Genomic DNA, 23,176 nt, shown 5'->3' with positions numbered 1-23,176 from the left:
ACGCCTGTTCCGCATCGGGCGCGTGAAAAGACTGGCCTTCCGGCCGTCGCCCGACTAAGCCTCCGCAATGGCTGAGGGAACCGACATTTCCGTGGGACAAGAAAAATGCCGGATCGCGGCGGTTATCGTCGCCGCCGGCCGCGGTGAGCGGGCCGGACAGGCCGATGGCCCCAAGCAATACCGTCTCATCGGCGGCCGCGCCGTCATTGCCCACACGCTGGAAACGTTCCTCTCCCACCCTCAGGTGGACACGGTGGTCGTCGCCATCCACGCCGACGACGGTGAACTGCTGCGCAAGGCGGCGGAGGATTACCACGATCGCATCACCATCGTCATTGGTGGGCCGACGCGGCAGGAATCGGTGCGTCTCGGCCTTCTCGCCCTTCATGAGCAAGCACCCGCCAAGGTCTTGATTCACGACGCGGTGCGCCCGTTCTGCGATCTGGAACTGATCACCCGCACCATCGACACGATCACCGAGAAGCAGGGCGCCTTGCCCGCACTTCCCGTTGCCGACACGCTGAAGCGGGAAGCGTTCGGCGGCATGGTGGGCGAGACGGTGCCGCGCGCCGGCCTGCACGGGGCGCAAACACCGCAGGGCTTTCCCTATGGGCCGATCGTCGCGGCGCATGAACAGGCACATGCGCTCGGCCGCCACGACTTCACCGACGACGCGGCCATCGCCGAATGGGCGCGCCTGCCGGTCATGCTGGTGCCGGGCTCGCCGGACAATGTAAAGCTCACATGGGCAAGGGATATTTCAATGGCAGACCAAAGGCTTAAAGGCACCGGCTCAAGCTTTCCCGATGTGCGCACCGGAAATGGCTACGACGTGCACTCCTTCGAGGCCGGCGACCATGTGGTGCTCTGCGGCGTCTCCATCCCGCACAATCGCAAGCTGTCCGGCCATTCCGACGCCGATGTCGGTCTCCATGCCCTCACTGACGCCCTGTTGGCCACCTGCGGGGCCGGCGACATCGGCACGCATTTCCCACCCTCCGATCCCCAGTGGAAAGGCGCGGCCTCACGCCGGTTCGTGGAACATGCCGTGGCGCTGGTGCGCGCACGCGGCGGCCGCATCGCCAATGCCGACGTGACGCTGATCTGCGAAGCCCCCAAGGTCGGTCCGCATCGCGAGGCGATGGTGGCGGAACTATCATCCATGCTGGGCATTGCGGGTGAGCGCATCTCCATCAAGGCCACTACCAATGAGAAGCTGGGTTTTGTCGGCCGCGAGGAAGGCATCGCCGCGATCGCAACGGCCAGCGTCATCTATCCGGGGGAGGTTCCCGCATGACCGAGGCAGGTGTCGGAGAAGTCAAGCAGGCTGATGTCGGCGAACTGGCCGACCACTTCCTGAAGGCGTGCCAGCGCAGCGGCATACTGGCTGCCACCGCGGAGAGTTGCACCGGCGGCCTCATCATCGCCGCCATGACCGATATCCCGGGCTCCTCCTCCATGGTCGACCGCGGTTTCGTCACCTATTCCAACGAAGCCAAGATGGAGATGCTGGGCGTATCGGAACAGACGTTGCGCGACCATGGCGCGGTGTCGGCCGAAACGGCCGCCGAAATGGCTGAAGGCGCCCTCGCCCATTCGCGCGCCGGCATCGCGCTTGCCGTCACCGGCATCGCCGGGCCGGACGGCGGCAGCGCGGAAAAGCCGGTCGGGCTTGTGTGGTTCGGACTGGCGATGACGGATCGTCCCGTCCATGTCGAAAAGCGCATCTTCGACAATCACGGCCGCGACTTCATCCGCCGCGAGACGGTGAAGCATGCGCTGAACATGGGTCTCAAGGCGTTGGGGTAGAGCAATTCCGGTGGGGGTGGCACTGCCTGCCTTCTACTCCTTGCTATCCGTCATCCCGGCCAAGGGAGCGATAGCGACCGCGAGCCGGGATCCATTCCGTAACCTTCGAGGGTCTGGCATGGATTCCCTACACTCTCCATTCGCTTCTCTCATTTCGAGGCCGGGAATGACGGAAAGGTTTTATCCTCGTCATTCTCGACTTTGGAGCGACCGGCGAACCTTGAGGGCCGCAACCCTTCAGGCCGTCTCCGCCGAGCGCCCGTAAATCGCATCGGCGCGCTTTTCGAAGGCTTCCGCGAACATGCGGAAGGCACGGTCGAACATGGAGCCCATCACCGCGCTGAGCAGGCGGCTCTTGAATTCGTAATCGATGAAGAAGCGCACCAGGCAGCCGGCGCCGTCCGGCTCGAATATCCAGATATTGCTGAGGTATTTGAATGGACCGTCGATATATTTGACGTCGATCGCCCGCTCGGCCGGCTTCAACAGCACCTGCGTGGTGAACGTCTCGCGGATCGCCTTGTAGCCGACGCTCATCGAAGCCACGAGCAGCGTCTTGCCGTCGCGCTCGCGGCGTGACTGGACAGTCAGCGCCTCGCACAGCGGCAGGAATTCCGGATAACGCTCGACATCGGCCACGAGTGCAAACATCTCGTCAGGCGAATGGGCGACTTGGCGGGTGGCCTCGAACTTGGGCATGAAACGGAAAGCTTAGGCCGACTTCCGAAGCGCGGCTTCGCGGGCCGCCTTCAGCCGCGCGAAGTCCTCGCCGGCGTGGTGAGAGGAACGCGTCAGCGGGCTCGACGACACCAGAAGGAAGCCCTTGGTCTTGCCGACGGTTTCGTAGGATTTGAACTCCTCCGGCGTCACGAAACGCTTGACCGGGTGATGCTTGCGGCTCGGCTGGAGGTACTGGCCGATGGTCATGAAATCGACATTGGCGGTGCGCAGGTCGTCCATGAGTTGGAGCACTTCGTTGCGCTCCTCGCCGAGCCCCACCATGATGCCGGACTTGGTGAAAATGGATGGATCGAGTTCCTTCACCCGCTGCAACAGGCGGATGGAGTGGAAATAGCGCGCGCCGGGGCGCACCGTCAGATAGTTGGACGGCACGGTTTCCAGGTTGTGATTGAAGACGTCGGGCTTGGCGGCAACCACGATCTCCAGCGCATTGGCTCCGTCCTTGCGCAGGAAGTCCGGCGTCAGGATCTCGATGGTCGTGGCGGGCGATGCGGCACGGATGGCATGGATCACATCGGCAAAATGCTGCGCCCCGCCATCCGGCAGGTCGTCGCGGTCTACCGAGGTGATGACGACATGCGTGAGCCCCATCTGGCGCACCGCATGGGCCACCCGCTCGGGCTCGTTTCCGTCGAGCGCGGTCGGGATGCCGGTGGCGACGTTGCAGAAGGCGCAGGCGCGCGTGCAGATCTCGCCCATGATCATGAAGGTGGCGTGCTTCTTGTCCCAGCACTCGCCGATATTGGGGCAGCCGGCCTCCTCACACACCGTCACCAGCTTGTTGGACTTCACGATCTCGCGGGTTTCGGCATAGCCCTTGGACACCGGCGCCTTGACGCGGATCCATTCCGGCTTGCGCAGAACCTCCTGGTCCGGGCGATGCGCCTTCTCGGGGTGCCTTACGCGCGGCGGATTTGCGATATTGTCGAGAATGGTGACCATGTCCGATCCAATTCTGTACCGGGGCGGAGAACGTCCGCGCCCACTGTCATCTAGGACGTTTTGCCGGAATAAGAAAGGCCATGGCGGAGGGTGCCGCCATGGCCTCGTCTGAACGCAGATCGGACGGAAGCGCTACTGGCGCACCATTCGTCCCACGAAAATGAGAATACACGCGCCGATGAAGCCTGTGATGAGATAGGCCAGCCAGCCGACGCCGAAGGAGCCGATGTTCAGAGCCTGCAATATCGCGTTCAGCACTATCGCGCCGACGATCCCCAGAACGATGTTCATGAGGACGCCCATGTTGCTTTTCATCACCATTTCGGCCAGCCAGCCGGCGACCCCGCCGACCACTATCGCCGCGATCCAGCCCACACCGTTGACGTCCATATGAATGGTCCTTCCGCAAAGGATTAGAATTCATATGCAACGTCTTGCCTCGCATCTTGTTCCACCGCCGGCCGGAGCATCGGGCTGAAAAGTGGCGTCCGCTTTTCGGCTCGTTCCGATGCCCTTCGAAGGCCGGCTCAGGCGTTCAACGCACGCCCATAGGCGTCGAGCACGCTTTCCTTCATCATCTCCGACAGGGTCGGATGCGGGAACACCGTGTGCATCAGCTCCTCCTCGGTGGTTTCGAGGTTCATCGCCACCACGAAGCCCTGGATGAGTTCGGTCACTTCCGCGCCGACCATGTGGGTGCCGAGCAGCTCGCCGGTCTTCTTGTCGAAGATGGTCTTGATCAGGCCCTGGTCCTCGCCCAGCGCGATGGCCTTGCCGTTGGCGGCGAACTGGAAACGGCCGACACGGATGTCACGGCCTTCCGCCTTGGCCTTGGCTTCGGTGAGACCGACGGAAGCGACTTGCGGGCTGCAATAGGTGCAGCCGGGGATCTTCGACTTGTCGAGCGCATGCACGCCCGGCACGCCGGCGATCTTCTCCACGCAGATCACGCCTTCATGCTCGGCCTTGTGCGCCAGCATGGGCGGGCCGGCGACATCGCCGATGGCGTAGATGCCCGCCACATTGGTGCGGCCATAGCCGTCCACCGCCACGCAGCCGCGGTCGGTCTTCACGCCGAGCGCTTCCAGCCCGAGATTCTCGATATTGCCGACCACGCCCACGGCCGAAATCATGCGGTCGGCGGTGATCTTCTCGACCTTGCCTTCCTTGGTCTCGACATGGGCGGTGATGGAGTTGGCGCCCTTCTCGACCTTGGCGACCTTGGCCTCGAGCAGGATCTTCATGCCCTGCTTTTCGAACTGCTTCTGGGCGAATTTGGAGATTTCGGCATCCTCGACGGGCATGACCTGCGGCAGCACCTCGACCACGGTCACCTCGGCACCCATGGCGCGATAGAACGAGGCGAACTCGATGCCGATGGCGCCGGAGCCCATGACCAGCAGCGATTTGGGCATTTCCTTCGGCACCATGGCCTCGAAATAACTCCAGATCAGCTTGCCGTCCGGCTCGATGCCGGGCAGCGCGCGCGGCCTCGCACCGGTGGCGACGATGATGTGCTTAGCCTGGTACGTGCCCTCGCCCTTGACGCCTTTTGGAACCGGCGGCTGCGGCTCCATGGGCTTCTTGGAGCTTTTTGACACCACGATCTCGCCGGCTTTTCCTTCAGCGGGAGCCTTGGAAAGCTTCGCTTCGCCCCAGATCACGTCGACCTTGTTCTTCTTCATAAGGAAGGCGACGCCGCCGTTCAGCCGGCGCGACACGCCGCGCGAGCGCTCCACCACGGCACCGATGTCGGCGCTGACCTTGCCATCGATCTTCAAGCCATAAGCGCCGGGATTTTCGGCATAGTGCTTGATCTCGGCCGAGCGCAGCAGCGCCTTGGTGGGAATGCAGCCCCAGTTGAGGCAGATGCCTCCCAGATGCTCGCGCTCGACGATCGCCGTCTTGAGGCCGAGTTGCGCAGCACGCACGGCCGTGACGTAACCGCCCGGACCGGAACCGATGATGATGACGTCGTAAGTGTCGGCCATGGATATCTGCCTTTCCTCAAGCAGCGCTGCGCGTCAGCAGCACCCAATCATGTTGCTTGCCGTTTTCGGAGAGCGGCACGGCCGGCCGCCGCATCACCTCCGAAAATCCGTTGGATTTGTAAAGTCCGAGCGCGGTTTCATTGTCGCTTTCGGTTATGAGGCTGACCGGCCTCTCCCCACCACGCGCGATCTCGTGGGCAAGCAGCCGCTTGCCCAGCCCCTTGCCGCGCTGGTGCCGATAGACGCCGAGGCTGTCGATGAACCAGTGGCCCGCGATCGTCTTCTGCAATTCCAGGATCGGCTCCACCACCGGATGCGGGGCCTTCTCATCCATGATGGACGGCTCGATCGGATGGCCGATGATCACACCGGCGATCTCGTCTCCGACCATCGCGACGCTTGCGTCCTTCCAGGCGGCCGCAAGCGTGTCGGAGCGCATGAAGCAACGGCCCTGCTCGAAGGCGGTTTCCTTGGTTCCGTCCAGAACCGCGCCATACCAGAACCACGAGGCGAAGCCGTGCGAGGAAATATCTACCAGTATGGCCAGTTCAGCCGCATCGCTTTTCTCGGCCGGCCGGATGATGGTGTCCTGCGACATGCTCAAAGCTCCAGCATGACGCGCACGACGGGCGCCAGCGCCTCGCCGAGCTTGCGCGTGTTCTCGGCATCGAGATGCACGCCGTCGAGAGGCGTCACGCCGGCAGCGGCGGAAGCGTCGAAAAAACCGCAGCCCGTTTCATCGGCTAGGTTTTCGTAGTAGCCGGCGAGTTCCCCCATGCCCTTTTCGCCCGGCGCGGCGACGGGAGGGGCCACGATGAGGATTTTCGGCTCGGGATGACCCAGCGGGTCGTCATGGCCGCGCACGATGCCGATCAGGCGGCGCATGCCCTGCCGGGCCGCGAAAGGCTGGCCATGGATCCACGGCTTCATGTCGTTGGTGCCAAGCAGGAAGATCACCAGATCGAGCGGCGCATGCGAAGACAGCACCGTCGGGAGGAAGCGGGCGCCGTTGCGATCGGCGCCGGCCAGATGATCGTCGAACGCGGTGGTGCGTCCGTTCAGCCCCTCGGCGACGACATGAACGCCCTCGCCGAGTTCCCGTTGCAAGACGGTCGGCCAACGGTCCTCCAGTGCGTGGCGCGACGGACCTTCGACATTGTAGCCCCAGGTCAGCGAGTCGCCATAGCAGAGGACCGTCCGCATGCGTTGCTACACCACCAGGCTCATCGGGTTTTCGATGAGGCGCTTGAAGGCGCCGACGAGTTCGGCGCCGAGCGCCCCGTCCACCGCCCGGTGGTCGGTCGACAAGGTCACCGACATCACCGTCGCGACCTTGACCTCGCCACCCTTCACCACCGCCCGCTGCTCGCCCGCGCCGATCGCCAGGATCGTCGCATGCGGCGGGTTGATGACGGCGGCGAAGTCCTTGATGCCGAACATGCCCAGGTTCGACACCGCCGTGGTGCCACCCTGATACTCTTCCGGCTTCAGCTTGCGGGTCCGCGCCCGCGCCGCCAGGTCCTTCATCTCGTTGGAGATCGACGACAGGCTCTTTTCCTCGGCCTTGCGCACGATCGGCGTGATCAGCCCGCCGGGGATGGAGACGGCCACGCCGACATCGGCATGCCGGTGCTTGACCATCGCGCCCTCGGTCCACGACACGTTGGCGTCGGGCACCTCCTTGAGCGCCAGCGCCAGCGCCTTGATGATCAGGTCGTTGACGGAGAGCTTGTAGGCCGGCTCCTCGCCCTTTTCGGTCTTCTTCACCGGGGCGGCGTCGTTGAGCTGCTTGCGCAGCGAAAGCAGCGCATCCAGCTCGCAGTCCAAGGTGAGGTAGAAGTGCGGCACGGTCGACTTCGCCTCGACCAGCCGCCGTGCGATGGTCCTGCGCATATTGTCGTGCGGGATCAGCTCGTAGGAGCCTTCCTCGAACAGCTTGAGCACCGCCTCGTCCGACATCGGCTTGACAGCCGGCGCGGCTGCGGCAGGCGCGCCGGCTTCCGCAGCCGGAGCGGCAGCCTTGACCCCGCCGCCGGCAATCGCAGCTTCCACGTCGGCCTTGACCACCCGCCCCTGCGGACCCGAACCCGAAATCCCCGAAAGGTCGAGGCCGGCATCCTTGGCGATGCGGCGGGCCAGGGGCGAGGCGAACACGCGATCCGTCTCCTTGGCCGCGGCCTTCGCCTCCGGCTTGGCGGGCGCGGAAGCCGCCGCCTTGGGTTCTTCGGCCGGAGCGGGCGCGCTTTCGGTCTTGGCCGCTTCCGCCTTCGGTGCATCGGCCTTGGCCGGCGCACCGCCGGCGGCCTTGGCGGCCGCTTGCGCATCCTCGCCGTCTTCGGCCAGAACGGCGATCAGTGCATTGACCTTCACGCCTTCGGTTCCGGCAGGCACGACGAGCTTGGCCACGGTGCCCTCATCGACCGCCTCGACCTCCATGGTCGCCTTGTCGGTCTCGATCTCGGCGATCACGTCGCCGGGTGAGACCTTGTCGCCTTCCTTGACCAGCCACTTGGACAGGTTGCCCTCTTCCATCGTCGGGGAGAGCGCCGGCATGGTAATGTTGATCGGCATATCGTCCTCCCTCGCGCCTTACCGGTAGGTGACGGCTTTGACCGCCTCGACGACCTCATCGACGTTCGGCAAGGCCAGCTTTTCGAGATTGGCCGCATAGGGCATCGGCACATCCTTGCCTGCGACGGTGATGACCGGCGCGTCGAGGAAATCGAAAGCCTGGCGCGACACCTGATTGGCGATGAAATCGCCGACCGAGGACTGCGGATAGCCTTCCTCCACCGTCACCAGCCTGTTGGTCTTCCTGACCGATGCGATGACGGTATCGAGGTCCATCGGCCGGATGGTCCTGAGGTCGATGATCTCGGCATCTATGCCCATCTTGGCGAGTTCCGCCTCGGCCTTGATCGCATAGGTCATGCCGATGCCCCACGAGACGATCGTGACATCCTTGCCGACCTTGTGGATACGCGCCTTGCCGATCGGCAGCACGAAATCATCCAGCTTCGGCACATCGAAGGAATGGCCGTAGAGGATTTCATTCTCGAGGAAAATGACCGGGTTGGGGTCGCGGATCGCCGCCTTGAGCAGACCCTTGGCGTCGGCCGCCGTGTAGGGCTGGATGACCCTGAGGCCGGGAATATGGCTGTACCAGGCGGCATAGTCCTGGCTGTGCTGGGCTGCGACGCGGGCCGCGGCACCGTTCGGCCCGCGGAAGACGATCGGCGCGCCCATCTGGCCGCCCGACATGTAGAGCGTCTTGGCCGCCGAATTGACGATCTGGTCGATCGCCTGCATGGCGAAGTTGAAGGTCATGAACTCGACGATCGGCTTGAGGCCCGCGAAAGCGGCGCCGACGCCGACGCCGGCGAAGCCGTGCTCGGTGATCGGGGTGTCGACCACGCGGCGGTCGCCGAACTCCTGCAACAGCCCCTGCGTGACCTTGTAGGCGCCCTGATATTCCGCGACCTCCTCGCCCATGACGAAGACGTCCGCGTCGCGGCGCATCTCCTCGGCCATGGCATCCCGCAGTGCCTCGCGCACCGTCATCGACACCATCTCGGTGCCGGCCGGGATATCGGGATCGGCGGCGACTTCGACCTTGGGCGCGGCGGCGACCGGGGCCGGCTTCGCGGCTTCCGGCTCAGACTTCTCTTCGGCCTTCGGCGCCTCGGCCTTGGCAGGAGCGGCCGCATTGCCGATATCGCCGGCGCTTTCGCCGTCCTGCAACAGGACCGCGATCGGCGTGTTGACCTTGACGCCCTCGGCGCCGGCCGGGATCAGGATCTTGCCCAGCGTGCCTTCGTCGACCGCCTCGACCTCCATGGTCGCCTTGTCGGTTTCGATCTCGGCGATCACGTCGCCGGCGACGACCTGGTCACCCTCGTTTTTCAACCATTTGGACAGATTGCCCTCTTCCATCGTCGGCGAGAGAGCTGGCATGAGAATTTCGATCGGCATGTGCCCCCTCCCTTAAAGGACGATGTCCGTCCAGAGCTCGGAGGCATCCGGCTCGGGATCGTTCTGTGCGAATTCGGCGGCGTCGGCGACGATGTCGCGCACCTCCTTGTCGATAAGCTTCAACTCGTCCTCGCTCGCCCACTTCTTGGCGAGGAGACGCGCCTTCACCTGCTCGATCGGGTCGTGCTCGGAGCGCATCTTCTGCACTTCTTCCTTCGAGCGGTACTTGGCCGGATCGGACATGGAGTGGCCGCGATAACGGTAGGTGTTCATCTCCAGGATGATCGGGCCGTTGCCGTTGCGGCACCATTCCACCGCCATGTCGGAGGCGGACTTGACCGCGCGCACATCCATGCCGTCGACCTTGACGCCGGGGATCTTGAAGGAGGCGCCGCGTTGCGAGAAGTCGGTCTCGGCCGAGGAGCGCGTCACCGACGTGCCCATGGCGTAGCGGTTGTTCTCGATGATGTAGACCACCGGCAGCTTCCACAGCGAGGCCATGTTGAAGCTCTCGTAGACCTGGCCCTGGTTGGAGGCGCCGTCGCCGAAGAAGGTCAGCGACACGTTCTTGTTGCCGCGATAGCGGTTGGCGAAGGCAAGGCCGGTGCCGAGCGGCACCTGCGCGCCGACGATGCCGTGGCCGCCATAGAACTGCTTCTCCTTGGAGAACATGTGCATGGAGCCGCCCTTGCCCTTGGAGTAGCCGCCCTGGCGTCCGGTCAATTCGGCCATCACCCCGCGCGGCGACATCTCCATGGCCAGCATATGGCCGTGGTCGCGATAGGCGGTGATCATCTGGTCACCCTCGATCAGCGCCATCTTCATGCCGGTGACGACGGCTTCCTGACCGATATAGAGATGGCAGAAGCCGCCGATGAAGCCCATGCCGTAAAGCTGGCCGGCCTTCTCCTCGAAACGCCGGATAAGCAGCATCTCGCGATAGGCGGAGAGTTCCTGTTCCTTGCTGAATTCCGCCGGCTTGGGCGCGGCTATGGTCGGCGACTTGCTGTCGCCCTTCGATCTGGCAGGCGCTTTTCTGGCTGCGGTGGCCATATACTTCTCCCTAAGGGCGTCTCTTGTCGGACTTGCGGGAGATTTCCTCCCCACTGATAGAGCGGGAAGCTATCATGCATATCTGCATTTCGCCATGTAGAAAATGCATGGCTGACATGCAGCTAAGCATTTATATTTATTGAAATTTATAGTGATTAACCCAAATTCGGTTAACTGGCTTTTCAGCGCAGCATGATGATCACTTCGTCCGGGTTGGACAGATTCAGCGCCTTGCGCGCCAGTTCGTCCAGCATGTCTTTTTCCAAGGTCCCATCATGCAACAGGCGCACCCGCTTCTCAAGCTCCGCGCGCTCGGCCTGCAACTTGCCGAGTTGAGCCTGCAGGCGCGCGGTCTGCTCCTCCATGCGCTCGCGAGAATTGATGCCGTACTGGCCGTGATAGGCATGGAAGCCGAAATAGGCGACAAAGGCCGCGCACAGGACGGGAATGATCAGCCGTCCGGTCTTTCTCTGCTTGTACTGACGCGTCCACATGGTTCGGCTCAAGGTCCCTTTCACCTTCTTGTCGCCGATTGTGCTTAATGGACGGTTACGCCGCGTGCCCGCAGCACATACGGGCAATGAAAAAGGGCGGGTTGCCCCGCCCTTTTCGATCCGTCGCTATGGAAGTGTGTCTGGCTCAGCCCTTGAGGATCGAGCTGCCGGCGTAACGCGCCTGACGGCCGAGTTCTTCCTCGATGCGGATGAGCTGGTTGTACTTGGCCGTACGGTCGGAGCGCGCCAGCGAGCCGGTCTTGATCTGCCCGCAATTGGTCGCCACGGCGAGGTCGGCGATGGTGGAATCCTCGGTCTCGCCCGAGCGGTGCGACATGACCGCGGTGTAGGCCGCCTTGTGCGCCGTCTCGACCGCGTCCAGCGTCTCGGACAGCGAGCCGATCTGGTTGACCTTGACCAGGATCGAGTTGGCGACGCCCATGCGGATGCCGTCGCGCAGGCGCGCCGAATTGGTCACGAACAGATCGTCGCCGACGAGCTGCACCTTCTTGCCGATCAGGTCGGTCAGGTACTTCCAGCCTTCCCAGTCGTCCTCGGCCATGCCGTCCTCGATCGAGATGATCGGGTAGTCGGCCGCCAGCTTGGCCAGGTACTTGGCCTGCGCCTTGGGATCGCGGGTCTTCTTCTCGCCCTCGTAGACGTAGTTGCCGTCCTTGAAGAACTCGGTCGAGGCGCAGTCGAGCGCCAGCGCCATTTCCTCGCCGGGCTTGAAGCCGGCCTTCTCGATGGAGGCCATGACGAAGTCCAGCGCGGCCTGGGCGCTCTTCAGGTTCGGCGCGAAGCCGCCCTCGTCGCCGACATTCGTGTTGTGGCCGGCTTCCTTGAGGCCCTTCTTGAGCGTGTGGAAGACTTCCGAACCCCAGCGCACCGCCTCGCGGACGGACGAGGCGCCGACCGGCATGATCATGAATTCCTGGAAATCGATCGGGTTGTCGGCATGGGCGCCGCCATTGATGATGTTCATCATCGGCACCGGCAGCACATGCGCCTGCGCACCGCCGACATAGCGGTAGAGCGGCAGGCCGGCGGACTCGGCCGCGGCCTTGGCAACGGCGAGCGACACGCCGAGAATGGCGTTGGCGCCGAGGCGGCCCTTGTTCGGCGTGCCGTCCAGCTCGATCATGGTGCGGTCGATGTGGATCTGGTCCTCGGCCTCCAGTCCGCCGATGGCCTCGAACAATTCGCCGTTGACGGCCTCGACCGCCTTCTCGACGCCCTTGCCGAGATAGCGCGGCCCGCCGTCGCGCAGCTCGACGGCCTCATGCGCGCCGGTGGAGGCTCCGGAAGGGACGGCGGCGCGGCCCATGGAGCCGTCTTCGAGCACGACATCGACTTCGACGGTCGGGTTGCCCCGGCTATCGAGAATCTCGCGGCCTACGACGTCGACAATAGCGGTCATTCGAAATCCCCGTTCCGGCTGTTGAAAAGATGGGCCACGTCATAGCCAATGAGGAGGCCAAAAGGCAATCGCTTCCTGAAGGACTGCCCGCCGCTTTCGGGCGAAACAGTTCAACCCTTGGCGATGCTGTCGAACGCCATCAGCTTTTCGAGGAGCGGCGGCAGGTCCTTCAACGGCACCATGTTCGGGCCGTCGGAAGGCGCATTGTCGGGGTCCTGATGGGTCTCGATGAACACGCCGGCGACGCCCACGGCCACCGCCGCGCGCGCCAGCGTTTCCACGAAACGCCGCTCGCCGCCGGAGGAACCGCCCTGCCCGCCGGGCTGCTGCACCGAATGGGTCGCATCGAAGATCACCGGCGCGCCGAGTTCGGCCATGATCGGCAGGGCGCGCATGTCCGACACCAAAGTGTTGTAGCCGAAGGAGGCGCCGCGTTCCGTCACCAGCACGTTGGGATTGCCGGAGGCCACGATCTTGGCCACCACGTTCTTCATGTCCCAGGGCGCGAGGAACTGGCCCTTCTTGACGTTCACCACCTTGCCGGTGCGCGCCGCCGCGATCAGCAGGTCGGTCTGGCGGCTGAGGAAGGCCGGGATTTGCAGGATATCGACATGCGGCGCGACGATGGCGCATTGCTCCTCGGTGTGGATGTCGGTCAGCACCGGCAGTCCGAATTCCTTGCGGATGTCGTCGAAGATCGGCAGCGCGGCTTCCAGCCCGGCCCCACGCTTGCCCGAAAGCGAGGTGCGGTTGGCCTTGTCGTAGCTCGTCTTGTAGACGAGGCCGATGCCGAGCTTTCCGGTCATTTCCTTGAGCGCGCCGGCCATGTCGAAGGCATGCTGCCGCGTCTCCAACTGGCAGGGGCCGGCAATCAGCGCCAGCGGCGCGCGATTGTCGAAGGTGACGGCTCCGGCTTTCACCGCGGCGTTTGGCGTGCTCATGAATGCTCCTCGAAAATAAAGGCTGCGCCCTGTCCCGGCGCGGCTGCAGCGACGATGCGATTGCCCCGCATGTCGTGATCGATATTGCCCGACGCAAGGTGCGTGCGCAGGAAGGTGATGTCGCGCACCGAAAACACCACGGCGGCAAAGGCAAGGCTGCCGTGCGGATCGCATGGCAGGCCGAAACGCTGGCTATAGCGATCGGGCGTCAGTGTGGCGATACGGGCATTCGGCAGTTCCAGAATGCCGCTGCCGTTAGCCGCCGAACCATCCGCATCGGCGGCAACGCGCAGGAAGTCCGCCATCCCGGCCGGGTCGCCGCTCACCGCGACGATTTCCGCGATCCCCGTTGCGCCATTGGCATGAGCCTGAAGGGCCGCGCGATCGACACGCGGCGCATTGACCCGCTGGCAGGCAAAGACGAAGGTGCCGCGCATCCCGGGCTCCGCCGCGAAGGCAAGCCGAAAGGAAGCGATGTCGCTTTTGCCGGACGCATCGACGAAGGGTCGGGAAAAATCCAGTCGGTCGCCCGCCGAAATACCCGACTCGACATAGCGGCGGTGATCGTCGTCCGCGTCCTCGCTACCGAAGACGACGGCGGAAAACCCCTCAGGGCCGAAACTCTCGCGATAGAAGCGGTCGCGCGCGACGAAGACGTTGCCGGTCTTCGCTGCCGCAGCAGCGGCGGCTTCATCCGCCACGGCCAGCGGCTCGATGAAAGTGCCGCCCTCGAAATAGACGCAGCAATTCTCGGTGCCGAAGGGGTGCACGCCGCGCGGCGCCACGGTGAAGCCCAGACGGCCCAGCCGCTCGCGCGCGATCTCCAGATCGGCGGTCGGCAGAACGAGGTGATCGAGAGGGCGAGCCATTCCCGGCGGTGTGCCTCATTCCGGCGCGCCGTTCAAGCCGGCACGCGCCACGACCCCGTGGAACCTGCCGGAATGTTCAGGCCGCGCGGGCCTGTTCCAGCACTTCCTGATAGGTGTCGAGATCGACATAGAATACGCGGATGATCTCCCTGATCAGCTCGTCGTCCTGATATCCCTGCGATTTCAAGATATTGATAGCTGTGAGTATATCGAACCGGTCCGTCAGCCGGCGTTTCTGATAATCCTCGACAAAACGATCCATCCCTTTTCCCCTGCCCGTTTGTCCAACCCCATGAACAACTCCCAGACACGGAACGAATCCTAGGCAGACTTGCTTGCGCGGAACTTGCAGGCGCCTGAAACGCCTCCCCCAATCCATTCCCGGTTGACGCGGAAAATCAGCCGACTCACAGTGGCTGGAAAAAGGATAGCATGCATTCGCCGACACGCCACAGTTGCACCGAATGGCGCGATTGGCCTTGCGCGGCAGCGCTGCTATCGAAGGGAGGAACAGTCGGAAAAGGCAATGAAGATCTTTCTGCCGCTTGCAACCAGCCTCGCAATGGCCTGCGCGATCGCCTCGCCGGCAGACGCCGTCGAGCGATTGCCGGACGGCGTCTATCATTGCGAGGTCTATCTGCTCGGGCAGTTCCTCAGCCTCGGCGACATCACCATCAAGGGCAACGTCTATACCGGGCCGAGCTATTTTCCGGTCCCGCAGCAGGGCTACAACTACCAGATCGAGCCGAACGACGAGATTTCCTGGCTCGGCCCGCTTGGCGGCTTCACGTCGGGCGGCAACAGCATTTCGCTGACGCAGGTGACCTCGCGGGACCCGCGCAGCGCCTCCTTCGACATCATCATGCGCCAGCCGGACGGCGCCTTCACTGCCTCCACCTGCACGATCCGCTGAGCAAAAAGAGACCCGGAACCTTGGGGTGTCCGGGTCAATCGGCGGGAGGGTTTTCAGATGTTGTTCGCCGCCATCTCCTGGGCAATGTAGTCGGCCTGCCGGATCGCCAGCGTCACGATGGTCAGCGTCGGGTTCTCCGCGCCGCCGGTGGTGAACTGACTGCCGTCCGAAACGAACAGGTTCTTGATGTCGTGGGTCTGCCCATGCTTGTTCACCACGCCGTCGGATGCCTTCTCGCTCATGCGGTTGGTGCCGAGATTGTGGGTCGAGGGATAAGGCGGCGTCGGCATGGTGCGCGTCGCGCCGACGGCATCGTAGATCGCCGCGCCCTGCCGGAACGCATGATTGCGCATAGCGATGTCGTTCGCATGATCGGTGAACCACACATCCGCCACCGGCATGCCGTGCTGGTCCTTGAGCGTGGGATGCAGCTTGATGGCGTTCTGCTCCTGCGGCATGTCCTCGCCGACGATCCACATGCCGGCGATATGGTCGTAATGGTCGAGCGCCGTGGTGAAACCGCGGCCCCAGCAGCCCGGATTGAGGAAGGCCGCCATGAACGGAATGCCGAGCGCCAGCGTCTCCAACTCATAGCCGCCGACGAAACCGCGCGAGGGATCGTGGCGCGCCTCATCGCGGACGATGCCGGCCATGGTCGTGCCACGGTAGAAATGCACCGGCTTGTCGAAGATGGCATAGACCGAGCCGGTGGTGTGGCGCATGTAGTTCTTGCCGACCTGCCCAGATGAATTCGCCAGACCGTCCGGGAATTTCGCGGAGGCCGAGTTCAGCAACAGGCGCGGGCTTTCGATGGAGTTGCCGGCCACGCATACGATGCGCGCCTTCTGCTCCTGCAACTTGCCGTCCTTGTCGGCATAGACGACGCCGGTGACCTTGCCGCTGTCGTCATGCTCGATCTTCACCACATGGCTGTTCGGGCGCACCTCCAGCTTGCCCGTCGCCTCGCCCTTGGGGATTTCGGTGTAGAGCGTCGACCATTTCGCACCCCATTTGCAGCCCTGGAAGCAGAACCCGGTCTGCTGGCAGGCCATGCGGTCGTCGCGGTCGGCCGAATTGATGGCCATGTTGCCGGTGTGGCATTCCTTGTAGCCAAGCTTGTCGGCGCCGGCCTTCATGATCTTGAAATTGTTGTTGCCCGGCAGGCCTTCGATGCCGTGGGTGCGGGTCACCCCCATCTTGTCCTCGGCCTTGTCGTAATAGGGCTCCAACTCGGCAAGCGTCAGCGGCCAGTCGAGAAGGTTGGCGCCTTCCACCTTGCCGTAATGGGTCAGCGTCTTGAACTCATGCTCCTGAAAGCGCAGCGAGGCTCCGGCCCAGTGGGTGGTGGTGCCGCCCACCGCCTTGACGATCCACGCCGGCAGGCCGGGAAAATCCTTCGCCACCCGCCAGCCGCCCGATGCGGTGCGCGGATCGCCCCATGAGAGCTGGGCGAAGCTGTCCCATTCGTCGTTGATGAAATCCTCGTATTCGATGCGGCTGCCGGCTTCCAGGATGACGACGTCGACGCCCTTCTGTGCCAGTTCGTTGCCCAGCGTTCCGCCGCCGGCGCCCGAGCCGATGATGACGACCACGCTGTCGTCGTTGAGATCATAAGGTGCTGCCATGGTTTCCTCCCATGTATCCGTATTCGAGCTTCAGGGACCGGAGCGGCGCTAGAGCCACTCGATGTCGTCGAAGCCGCGGGTGATGTAGCCGCCCTTCGAATAGGACTCGCCCTCGTAGCCGAAGATCGGCCACAGCTCTTTCTGGTTGTAGAGGCCCACCACGAGCCCGCCCCGGATCGCCTGGAAGAATGGCGTCTCCTCGATCTGCTTGAGCACCTCGACGCGCTCTTCCTCCCAGCCGAGCCTGCGATAGCCGCCCTCGCCGGCGCGCTTGTCGAGATCGGCGATGCCGCTTTCGATGAGGTCCTTGTGCGCGGTGTCCTTGCCGGCCTGCTCGTCATGGGTCTTGACGGCAATGGCGTAGAACCTGTCCGGCACCTGGTCGTGCGGGTAGATGTCGCGCGCCATCTGGATCAGCGTCGCCATCGTCTCCGGCTTGAGCGCCGAGGTCTCCAGCCCCCACGCATGTTCGGGGCTGATGACAGCGCTGCCGGTGATGACCAGCAGCGCACCGACGCCACCGCGCTTGAGCAGTTCACGCCGTGAAAGCCCCTGCTCGCGCCTGTAAACCGTTACCATTTTCTCCTCCCTTGCTTGCTGAAGCGCCTTGGAAAGGCGCTGTGGCTGGCGCCGCGTCTCCCGCGCGGCACGACCTCCTATTTGAAGCGGCCTCCCCGCTGCAAAACCTCGATCTTGTAGCCGTCCGGGTCCTCGATGAAGAAGAACCGGGCTAGCAGCGTGCCGTCGCGGTTGAACTCGACGATGTTCTTCGGATTGAGGCCGAGTGCGCCGAGCCGGTCGTGCTCGCTGTCCAGGTCGACAACCGAAACGGCCAGATGGCCGTAGCCGTCGCCAAGCTGGTAGGGCTCCTCGCGCCCCTTGTTGACGGTGAGCTCGAGCTCGAAACCGGTCTCCGTGTTGCTGAGATAGATCAGGGTGAAACTCTCGAAATCGAGCCGCTCCGCGACGTCCAGCCCGAAGGCCTTGTTGTAGAAGTCGACCGACCGGGCCTCGTCGAGCACCCGGATCATGCTGTGGATTGCCTTCGCCAAAGCGCGCTCCGCCTTTCACCTGCGTTTGTCGTTGCACGGATTATGCGACCGCCCCGGCAAAGATGGTGGCAGCGGGTTACCACGGGGCATGAAACTCGAAAGTGTGATTGCCGTTTGGGATTTTTGGACCCAGAATGGGCGCAAGAAGGCAAAATGGTGCCTTTGAGAGACCAGAGAACTGATCCTGCGCGGCCGTGCCAAACAAAATCCGGTGGCCAGGATGGAATGACAGGGAGGCCTGATCATGTGCAGGGTTTTTGCCGGCCAGGATCCGGAGGGTTATCGCCAGATCAACAGGTCGATTCGCATCGGCGGACATTCCACCAGCATCCAGCTCGAAGCGACCTTCTGGACATTGCTGGACGAAATCGCCGAGAGCCAGGGGCTGACGACCCCCAAATTCATCTCGAAGCTCTATGACGAAGCGATCGAAATTCGCGGCGAAGTGCCGAACTTCGCATCGATGCTGCGTACCACCTGCGCGCTCTATCTGCGCGGGGCGCGGCCCACGGCTGAAGAAGCGATAGCCCTGAAACGCGAAGCGGCCTGAGCCGCCTCGCCCTAGGCTTCCAGAACTTCCTTCACGACAGTCGCCAACTGCTTGAGCGAGAACGGTTTCGGCAGGAAGCCGAACTGGGCGTCTTCCGGCAGGTTCTTGGCGAAGGCATCCTCGGCATAGCCCGAAACGAACACGAACTTGACATCGGGCTGGCGCTTGCGCAGTTCGCCGAGCAGGGTCGGTCCGTCCATCTCGGGCATGACCACGTCGGACACGACGATGTCGACCCGGCCCTCGAGAGATTCGAACAGTTCCAGCGCCTCGACGCCCGAGGAGGCTTCGTGCACCGTATAGCCGCGCGAGGTGAGCGCCCTCACACCCCCCATGCGCACCGCATCCTCGTCCTCCACCAGCAGCACGGTCGCCGACCCGGAAAGGTCCTTCGCCGTGTCGGCGGGCTTGGCCGGCGCTGCCGCCGCGGCATCGGCGCCATTGGCCGCCGGCTTCTGCTCCGCCGCCCCCGCGGGCTGCGCGACCGCGACAGGAATGTGGCGCGGCAGGAAGATGCGGAAGGTGGTGCCCTTGCCGACTTCCGAATCGCAGAAGATGAAGCCGCCCGTCTGCTTGATGATGCCATAGACCATGGAAAGGCCGAGGCCGGTGCCCTTGCCGACTTCCTTGGTGGTGAAGAACGGCTCGAAGATCTTCTTCAGCACATCCGGCGGGATGCCGCTGCCGGTATCCTCGACCTCGACCAGCACATAGTCGCCGGCTTCCAGTTCGCGATAGGGGAAAGCCTTCGCCTCGTCCGTCGCCACATTGCGGGTGCGCACGGTCAGTTCCCCGCCGCCCGGCATGGCGTCGCGCGCGTTGACAGCCAGATTGACCACCACCTGCTCGAACTGGCCGATATCGACTTTCACCGGCCACAGGTCGCGGCCGTGATCGATGCGAAGCTTTATGTCGTTGCCGACGAGGCGGGCAAGCAGCATGCGCAGGTCGGCCAGCACATCGGTCAGCGTCAGCACTTCCGGGCGCAGCGTCTGCTTGCGCGAGAAGGCCAGCAACTGCCGCACCAGCGAGGCGGCGCGGTTGGCGTTCTGCTTGATGTTCATGATGTCCGGGAAGGACGGGTCGGACGGCCTGTGATTGGTCAGCAGAAGGTCCGAGGCCATGATGATGGCGGTAAGCACGTTGTTGAAGTCGTGCGCGATGCCGCCGGCAAGCTGGCCCACGGCCTGCATCTTCTGGCTTTGCGCCATCTGCGCTTCCAGCGCCTTCTGCTCCGTCGTGTCGACGGCATAGACGATCGCCGCCTCCTCGGCACCGTCGCCATCCGCCACGGCATTGACGTAGAAGCGGATATGCCGCTCCTCGTTGTCCGGCAGCACCGTGTCGATGGGCGCAATGTCGGCCTGCCGCTGGCGCGCCTTCTCCAGCGCCGCCTCGAAGGCGGGCCGGTCGCGCTCATGGATGACGGTATCCAGCCGCACCCGCCGGTCGAGCGCGTCGCTGTCCACCGCCGACGCGAACAGCGACAGGAACGGCGCATTGGTGCGCAGGATGCGCCCGGCCTGGTCGACACCGGCAATGGCCATCGGCGTCGAATTGAAAAAGCGGGTGAAGCGAACCTCGGAAGCTCTTAGATCGGCGGAAGAATCGTCGCCTTCCGTACGGTTCAGCACGATGGTGCGTGTCGGGCCGGTGTGGCCGTCCCGGCTTGCAGTTGCCCGGTGCAGGAAGCGCACCGGCAGGGCTTCGCCCTTCATGGTGGTGAGGTCGAGGTCGATCACCGCATTGCGGGCCGTGCCGGGATCGGGCCGCACGGAGCGGACCAGCGCCATGCCGTCCCCGGCCACGATATCCGAAAGCGTCACCGCACCCGGCGTGAAGCTGGCCAGGTCGATGCCGAGCCATTCCGCCAGCGTCGCGTTGACATAGGTGACGCGCCCGTCCTCGTCGGTCGAGAAGAATCCGGCCGGGGCATTGTCGAGATGATCGATGGCCTTTTGCAGGTCGAGGAAGAAGCGTTCCTGCTCCTCGCGCTCACGCGAGATATCGGCCAGTTTCCACGCATTGAAAGGCTGGCGCTGGCCCGGAATCCGGAACGGGCGGGCCTCGACGCGATACCAGCGCGCACCGGGCTCGGCGCCGGGCCGGATCGACTGGTTGAGCCTGAACTCGCCGTCGCCCTGCTGGCCGTCGCGCAGGCCGGACGCCAGCCGATAGATGACGGAAGATGCCTCCGGCGCATCCGACAACAGCCCTTCCACGGTCCTTATGTCCGCCGCGGAGGCCGCCCCGGTCATGTCGGCATAGGCACGGTTGGCGTAGATGATGCGGTTCTTCGCATCCGTGACCACGAGGCCCTGCGCCATCGAATCGACGAAGGCCTTGGAAAGCTCGTCACCGGTGGAGCGCGGCGCCACCTGGATGAAACCGATGGCGGTGGCGAACAGGAAGCCGACGCCGATCATCGCCAGCACGCCCAGCATGCCGAGCAGGAAGGGATCGCCGAAGCGCTCGCGGAACAGGCCGAAGACGACCGCCGAGGCGATAAGGATCAGGATGAAGATGATGAGCCGCGTGACCGTTCCCGGCCGCGTGCTGTGGTCCACCATCGGCATCGGATAGAAATCGGCGCGCGCGTCCTTGGCCATTTGCCCCCTGCTTACGATTCCTGCCCTTCGCCGAACCGAACCGGTTGAATCACATTCTCCTTGCCCGGAAAAGGCCCGAGGGGCAACTGTAAGCGGAAAATGACGCCAGTTTGGCGGTCAGGAAGGGCAGATCGCGGTGCAGTCCGCCCGAAAGCCGGGAACGGCAACTTGCAGTTCCGCGTTGCAGCGTTCTACTGTCCTGCCAGTTTCCATGATCGTGCTCTCGGGGGTGCCGATGTTTGAGTTTCTCGATAGTGCCGGAGGAGCCGGATATGGCACTGCCATTTTCTGGGTTCTGGCTGCGCTGGTGCTGTTCGCGGTGGTGCTGCTCATCGTCAAGACGATCCGCAGCATGAATTTCGGCACCTTCGTCGCCGGCGGACGCAACCGCAAGACGCGGCTTGCAGTCATGGACGCCACGGCCGTCGACAGCCATCGCCGTCTTGTCCTCGTCCGTCGGGACGATGTCGAACACCTGATTCTCATCGGCGGGCCGACCGATGTGGTGGTGGAGCGCGACATCCGCCTGGCGGCTTCCAGGCGCGCCGCCGCGCCGCTCAGCGAACCGGCGCCCGTACCCCACCAGCCGTCAAGAGCACCGGTGCCGCCTGCCCCGCCTCGCGCCGCGCCGCCGCAGGCACCGGTTTCAGCGCCCGCGCGCCCGGCTCCCATCGCGCCGCAACCTCCCGCGGCAAGGCATGTCGAGCCGGCCCCGCCGCCGGTTGCGGACCCTTCGCCACGGGCGAACATCCCCGTACAGCCGCGCCAGCCGGTCCAGTCGGTCGACGACGCGCTCGACGATTCGCTGGCCAGCGAACTGGCCCTGTCGCTTGACGATCCGGCTCCCGCCAGGCCCGGGCCGTCGCTGGACGACGAGATGTCGAGGCTGCTCGGCGAACTGTCGACCGGCAAGCGCTAGCCCCGGCCTCCCCCAATGCCATGACCGCAATGAAAAAGGCCGCCTTCCGGCGGCCTTTTTCATTGTTTGCCTGAGAACAGGTTGCTCAATCGTCGCGATAGACTTTTTCGCGACGCTCGTGGCGTTCCTGCGCCTCGATGGACAAGGTCGCGATCGGCCGCGCATCGAGCCGTTTCAACGAAATCGGCTCGCCCGTTTCTTCACAATAGCCGTAGGTGCCCTCGTCGATCCGCTGCAATGCCGAGTCGATCTTCGAGATCAGCTTGCGCTGACGGTCGCGCGCCCTGAGCTCGATGGCACGGTCGGTCTCCGAGGAGGCGCGATCCGCGAGATCGGGAAGGTTGGCATTTTCCTGCTGTAGGATTTCAAGCGTTTCGCGCGCTTCGCGCAGGATATCGTTCTTCCAGGCGATAAGCTTGTTGCGGAAGTAAGACTTCTGCCGTTCGTTCATGAACGGCTCGTCTTCGGAGGGTACGTAATCGGCAGCAAGGTTTTGATTCATTCGACTCACCCGACAGCCCCAAGAATTGGCGCCTATATATTCGCGCATGCAGGGCCGCACAAGCCTTTGTCTGCCCTCATCACACGATCGTATAAGATCGCCCTCTTCTCCCCGGCGTTGCGCTTGGTTCCGTCAATCGGTAATCCTGTGAATAAGGGACAAACGGGAGGGCTGGTGGCCAGACTCTATCTCCTGAGACACGCCAAAGCCGGTTGGGCACAGCCGGGAATGCGTGATTTCGACCGTCCGCTCGATCCAACCGGCATGGAGGAAGCGGCAGCCACAGGCGCGATCATGCGCAACTGTGGCTATGAACCCGACCTGACGCTGTGCTCCAACGCCCGCCGCGCCAGGGAAACGCTGGCCGGAATAGCCAACGGCGTGGACACCGGCCGCGTGGTCTTCCTCGACACGCTCTACACGGAAGACGCCGCCTTCTATCTCGATGCCGTCAGAACGCACGGTCATGTGGGCTCGGTGCTGGTTATCGGCCACAACCCGATGATGGAGGATCTGACCGTCGCCATATCCGGCAATGGCGAGGCCGGCGCGCTCGACATGCTGAACTATGGTTTCCCGACCTCGGGACTGGCCGTGTTGCGCTTCGAAGGCAGTCTGGCGCAGGCAGCACCCGGCAAGGGCTATCTGGAAGCCTTCCTGACGCCCGTCACCATCTGACCGGGCCTTGCCCTATTGCTAGGCCGGCCCCTATTACAAAGCCGGCAACGGCGCCCTATATCGGGCAGGATATCGAATGCGGCCCTTCATCGCGAT

Annotated in this window: 25 protein-coding genes; 6 read left to right on the top strand and 19 right to left on the bottom strand. The window is 63.8% G+C overall.

From position 1 onward, the window contains the following. The first annotated feature begins 67 nt into the window (after positions 1–67). Both ABID37_RS02065 and ABID37_RS02060 read left to right on the top strand, forming a co-directional pair. Positions 68–1,297: a bifunctional 2-C-methyl-D-erythritol 4-phosphate cytidylyltransferase/2-C-methyl-D-erythritol 2,4-cyclodiphosphate synthase gene (locus ABID37_RS02065; RefSeq protein ID WP_354192329.1), complete on the top strand. Its 1,230-nt coding sequence runs from the start codon at positions 68–70 to the stop codon at positions 1,295–1,297. Beyond that, positions 1,294–1,809, top strand: a complete 516-nt coding sequence (locus ABID37_RS02060) for a CinA family protein (RefSeq protein WP_354192328.1) — start codon at positions 1,294–1,296, stop codon at positions 1,807–1,809. The genes ABID37_RS02065 and ABID37_RS02060 overlap by 4 nt, the downstream gene beginning before the upstream one ends. Before the next feature lie 237 nt (positions 1,810–2,046). Here the strand turns inward: ABID37_RS02060 and ABID37_RS02055 are convergent, their stop codons facing one another. From ABID37_RS02055 to ABID37_RS01990, 14 genes are all read right to left on the bottom strand, one after another. Then, the gene (locus tag ABID37_RS02055; RefSeq protein WP_354192327.1) at positions 2,047–2,508 is read right to left on the bottom strand and encodes a type II toxin-antitoxin system RatA family toxin; all 462 of its coding nucleotides are present in this window, start codon (positions 2,506–2,508) and stop codon (positions 2,047–2,049) included. Between the two features lie 12 nt (positions 2,509–2,520). Next, positions 2,521–3,492: a lipoyl synthase gene (gene lipA, locus ABID37_RS02050; protein ID WP_354192326.1), complete on the bottom strand. Its 972-nt coding sequence runs from the start codon at positions 3,490–3,492 to the stop codon at positions 2,521–2,523. A 132-nt stretch (positions 3,493–3,624) separates the two neighbouring features. Beyond that, on the bottom strand, positions 3,625–3,882 hold the full coding sequence (locus tag ABID37_RS02045; protein WP_354192325.1) for a GlsB/YeaQ/YmgE family stress response membrane protein: 258 nt from the start codon (positions 3,880–3,882) through the stop codon (positions 3,625–3,627). A gap of 137 nt (positions 3,883–4,019) precedes the next feature. Then, entirely contained in the window at positions 4,020–5,483 is a 1,464-nt protein-coding gene (gene lpdA, locus ABID37_RS02040) for a dihydrolipoyl dehydrogenase (RefSeq protein ID WP_354192324.1), read from the bottom strand. A 16-nt stretch (positions 5,484–5,499) separates the two neighbouring features. Next, on the bottom strand, positions 5,500–6,081 hold the full coding sequence (locus ABID37_RS02035) for a GNAT family N-acetyltransferase (RefSeq protein ID WP_354192323.1): 582 nt from the start codon (positions 6,079–6,081) through the stop codon (positions 5,500–5,502). Positions 6,082–6,083: 2 nt separating this feature from the next. After that, a complete protein-coding gene (locus tag ABID37_RS02030; protein ID WP_354192322.1) occupies positions 6,084–6,686 on the bottom strand; it encodes an SGNH/GDSL hydrolase family protein in 603 nt (200 codons plus the stop codon). 6 nt (positions 6,687–6,692) lie between these two features. Further along, positions 6,693–8,054 carry a pyruvate dehydrogenase complex dihydrolipoamide acetyltransferase gene (locus ABID37_RS02025; protein ID WP_354192321.1) on the bottom strand — a complete coding sequence of 454 codons (1,362 nt, stop codon included), beginning with the start codon at positions 8,052–8,054 and terminating at the stop codon, positions 6,693–6,695. 18 nt (positions 8,055–8,072) lie between these two features. Further along, on the bottom strand, positions 8,073–9,455 hold the full coding sequence (locus ABID37_RS02020) for a pyruvate dehydrogenase complex E1 component subunit beta (protein ID WP_354192320.1): 1,383 nt from the start codon (positions 9,453–9,455) through the stop codon (positions 8,073–8,075). Between the two features lie 12 nt (positions 9,456–9,467). Beyond that, positions 9,468–10,508 (bottom strand): pyruvate dehydrogenase (acetyl-transferring) E1 component subunit alpha, encoded by a 1,041-nt coding sequence (gene pdhA, locus ABID37_RS02015; protein WP_354192319.1) that lies wholly within the window; start codon positions 10,506–10,508, stop codon positions 9,468–9,470. A gap of 182 nt (positions 10,509–10,690) precedes the next feature. Next, positions 10,691–11,002, bottom strand: coding sequence for an FtsB family cell division protein (locus tag ABID37_RS02010; RefSeq protein WP_354192455.1), 312 nt, complete (start codon positions 11,000–11,002; stop codon positions 10,691–10,693). A gap of 145 nt (positions 11,003–11,147) precedes the next feature. Continuing rightward, entirely contained in the window at positions 11,148–12,422 is a 1,275-nt protein-coding gene (gene eno / locus ABID37_RS02005) for a phosphopyruvate hydratase (protein WP_354192318.1), read from the bottom strand. A gap of 110 nt (positions 12,423–12,532) precedes the next feature. Continuing rightward, positions 12,533–13,363 carry a 3-deoxy-8-phosphooctulonate synthase gene (gene kdsA / locus ABID37_RS02000; protein WP_354192317.1) on the bottom strand — a complete coding sequence of 277 codons (831 nt, stop codon included), beginning with the start codon at positions 13,361–13,363 and terminating at the stop codon, positions 12,533–12,535. After that, a complete protein-coding gene (locus ABID37_RS01995) occupies positions 13,360–14,232 on the bottom strand; it encodes a VOC family protein (RefSeq protein ID WP_354192315.1) in 873 nt (290 codons plus the stop codon). The genes kdsA and ABID37_RS01995 overlap by 4 nt, the downstream gene beginning before the upstream one ends. 76 nt (positions 14,233–14,308) lie before the next feature. Continuing rightward, complete coding sequence (locus ABID37_RS01990; protein WP_354192313.1) at positions 14,309–14,494, bottom strand: hypothetical protein; 186 nt, start codon at positions 14,492–14,494, stop codon at positions 14,309–14,311. A gap of 264 nt (positions 14,495–14,758) precedes the next feature. On the opposite strand from ABID37_RS01990, the gene ABID37_RS01985 reads away from it, so the two are divergent. Next, complete coding sequence (locus ABID37_RS01985) at positions 14,759–15,145, top strand: hypothetical protein (protein WP_354192312.1); 387 nt, start codon at positions 14,759–14,761, stop codon at positions 15,143–15,145. 53 nt (positions 15,146–15,198) lie between these two features. On the opposite strand, the gene ABID37_RS01980 is transcribed toward ABID37_RS01985, so the two are convergent. The 3 genes from ABID37_RS01980 to ABID37_RS01970 form a co-directional block, all read right to left on the bottom strand. Beyond that, positions 15,199–16,770, bottom strand: coding sequence for a GMC family oxidoreductase (locus tag ABID37_RS01980; RefSeq protein WP_354192311.1), 1,572 nt, complete (start codon positions 16,768–16,770; stop codon positions 15,199–15,201). Positions 16,771–16,818: 48 nt separating this feature from the next. Beyond that, the gene (locus ABID37_RS01975; RefSeq protein ID WP_354192310.1) at positions 16,819–17,349 is read right to left on the bottom strand and encodes a gluconate 2-dehydrogenase subunit 3 family protein; all 531 of its coding nucleotides are present in this window, start codon (positions 17,347–17,349) and stop codon (positions 16,819–16,821) included. A 77-nt stretch (positions 17,350–17,426) separates the two neighbouring features. Beyond that, a complete protein-coding gene (locus ABID37_RS01970; protein WP_354192309.1) occupies positions 17,427–17,822 on the bottom strand; it encodes a VOC family protein in 396 nt (131 codons plus the stop codon). Between the two features lie 244 nt (positions 17,823–18,066). On the opposite strand from ABID37_RS01970, the gene ABID37_RS01965 reads away from it, so the two are divergent. Beyond that, on the top strand, positions 18,067–18,372 hold the full coding sequence (locus ABID37_RS01965) for a ribbon-helix-helix domain-containing protein (protein WP_354192308.1): 306 nt from the start codon (positions 18,067–18,069) through the stop codon (positions 18,370–18,372). A gap of 11 nt (positions 18,373–18,383) precedes the next feature. Here the strand turns inward: ABID37_RS01965 and cckA are convergent, their stop codons facing one another. Beyond that, a complete protein-coding gene (gene cckA, locus ABID37_RS01960; protein WP_354192307.1) occupies positions 18,384–20,981 on the bottom strand; it encodes a cell cycle histidine kinase CckA in 2,598 nt (865 codons plus the stop codon). Positions 20,982–21,216: 235 nt separating this feature from the next. Between cckA and ABID37_RS01955 the strand changes: the two genes are divergently transcribed. Continuing rightward, the gene (locus ABID37_RS01955) at positions 21,217–21,900 is read left to right on the top strand and encodes a hypothetical protein (RefSeq protein WP_354192306.1); all 684 of its coding nucleotides are present in this window, start codon (positions 21,217–21,219) and stop codon (positions 21,898–21,900) included. 85 nt (positions 21,901–21,985) lie between these two features. Here ABID37_RS01955 and dksA read toward each other — a convergent pair whose 3' ends face one another. After that, on the bottom strand, positions 21,986–22,402 hold the full coding sequence (gene dksA, locus ABID37_RS01950) for an RNA polymerase-binding protein DksA (protein ID WP_354192454.1): 417 nt from the start codon (positions 22,400–22,402) through the stop codon (positions 21,986–21,988). Between the two features lie 174 nt (positions 22,403–22,576). On the opposite strand from dksA, the gene ABID37_RS01945 reads away from it, so the two are divergent. Then, positions 22,577–23,080: a SixA phosphatase family protein gene (locus tag ABID37_RS01945; protein ID WP_354192305.1), complete on the top strand. Its 504-nt coding sequence runs from the start codon at positions 22,577–22,579 to the stop codon at positions 23,078–23,080. The last annotated feature ends 96 nt before the right edge of the window (positions 23,081–23,176 follow it).

The sequence above is a fragment of the Aquamicrobium terrae genome (genome assembly GCF_040545735.1).
In the GTDB taxonomy this organism is placed as follows: domain Bacteria; phylum Pseudomonadota; class Alphaproteobacteria; order Rhizobiales; family Rhizobiaceae; genus Mesorhizobium; species Mesorhizobium terrae_A.
Note: the sequence above shows the minus strand (reverse complement) of the source record. Positions and strands in the feature narration are given on the sequence as shown.